Raw genomic sequence first — 1762 nt, forward strand, 5'->3', positions numbered from 1 at the left:
GTCACCAGCCCCTGGTCGATCAGGGCGGCGGCGAGGACCCGGATCGCGGAGACCGGCAGCCGCAGCAGCGCCGCCGCCTCCACGACGGTCAGGGAGCCGCCCTCCAGCGACTGGAGCAGCGCGTGCTGGGCCGCGGGCAGGTCGCCGAAGACCGGCCCGGTGGTGGAGGTGAGCACCGACAGGCGCTCCAGGCTGTTACGGCTGGGCCGCGCCACCCCCGAGGTGGAGAGGTAGGCGGGCACCAGCGGGCGGCCGGACCGGTGGCCCCTCACAGCAAAGCGCCGCCCTCGGCCGCGNNNNGCCGCGCCACCTGGGAGTGCACACGGTGGCCGAGCAGGTCGAGCCGGACCTCCGGGTCGCCGTACGCGGCGACACAGGTGCCGTGGTCGGTCGGGGCGACCAGGATGTAGCCGTGGTCGGACTCGATCACGACCTGCCTCAGCTGGGCGGCCGGCATGTCCGCGAACGCGGCGGCGGCGGTACGGCAGGCGCCCTGGACGGTCGAGGTGATCGCGGCGACCCGCTCNNCAGGGCGCCGAGGGCCGCTGCGGTCTCCTCGGGCGAGCGGGCGGGGGCGGCGGCGGTCTCGGCCGCGCTCGGACGGATCATCGCCGCCTGGTCCGGCGAGACCTGACGACGGCGACGGCGGGGGAGGTCGTCGACGGCGGGCGCGGGCTGGTCGGGGCCGGGCGTCGGCTGGTCGTCGACGGGCACCGGGCGGTCGGAGTCGGACACCGGGCGGTCGTGACCGGGTGCCGGGCGGTCAGGACCGGACGCCGGCTGGGCGGGCGCGTGGGTGTGCTCGGCATGTTCGGCGCGCTCGGCGCGCTCGGCGGGTTCCGCGTGCCCGGCGGGTTCCGCGTGCTCGGCCAGCGGTTCGGGCCGGGGGACCTCGCCGGTGCGGGTGGAGGGCGAGGTGCTCGCGGCGGCAGGGCGCAGCGCCGGGTCGATATGGCTCAGCAGGTGCTTGTCGACCAGCAGGACCGCGCGTACGCCCCCGTAGGGGGACGGTGTGGACAGGTCCACCGAGAGGTCGAACTGCCGGGTCAGCTGGCCGATCGCGGCGAGGCCCATCCGGGGCGGGTCGCCGAGGTCGGAGAACATGATCGGGTCAGTGCCCGCGACCACCCGCTGCGCGGCGGCGCGTTCGTCGGGCGCCATGCCGACACCCGCGTCGTCGACGGTCACGGCGACACCGTTGTGGACGTGTTCGAGGTTGACCACGACCGAGGTGTCAGGGGAGGAGTGCCGCAGCGCGTTGTCGAGGAGTTCGGCGGCGATGATCGCGACGGGCTCCACGGCGTGCGAGACCAGCGCGGTGCCGGGATCGAGGTGGTTGTGGAGCTTGACCCGCCGGTAGCCGGACAGCCGGGCCTGTCCGCCGGTGACGGCGTCGACGAGGTGCGACTCCTCGCGGGCCAGCCCGACCCAGGCTCCGCAGACCACCGCGGCGACCTGGGCGCGGCGCAGCGACTGCTCGTTCTCGTGGTCCAGGCTGTAGAGGTCCTGGGCCAGCTCCGGTTCGTCGTAGCGCTGCTGGAGTCCGTGGAGGATGTCCTGGAGGCGGTAGAGGCTCGCCTGGATCTCCCGGGTGGTGCCGCGCNNCGGCGCCCTCGGGGCCGACCGGGCCGGGCACCGGTACGTGCGGGTGCGCGGTGCGGGACGCCTCGGCGGGCATGCGCCGGGTGGCGAGGTGCTCCAGTTCGGCGGTGAACGCCTGCCGGATGCGCTCGGCCTCCTCGGCGCCGGCCCGCGCGGACTG

The 1762-nt window shown here is 75.7% G+C and carries 2 protein-coding genes and 1 pseudogene; all 3 read right to left on the reverse strand.

Translation table 11 applies throughout. The features are described from left to right. The coding region (locus CCN72_RS37460) for a DUF742 domain-containing protein (RefSeq protein WP_086812697.1) at nt 1-272 on the reverse strand (272 nt) is incomplete at its 3' end. Then, nucleotides 269-526 (reverse strand): annotated as a pseudogene (locus CCN72_RS37465) (roadblock/LC7 domain-containing protein); the annotation flags it as partial. The pseudogene CCN72_RS37465 and the gene CCN72_RS37460, both read right to left, overlap by 4 nt. Continuing rightward, on the reverse strand, nt 439-1446 hold the full coding sequence (locus CCN72_RS41615; protein WP_341868916.1) for an ATP-binding protein: 1008 nt from the start codon (nt 1444-1446) through the stop codon (nt 439-441). The pseudogene CCN72_RS37465 and the gene CCN72_RS41615, both read right to left, overlap by 88 nt. Nucleotides 1447-1762: the final 316 nt, after the last annotated feature.

Source organism: Streptomyces murinus, from assembly GCF_002154555.1.
GTDB classification, from domain to species: domain Bacteria; phylum Actinomycetota; class Actinomycetes; order Streptomycetales; family Streptomycetaceae; genus Streptomyces; species Streptomyces murinus.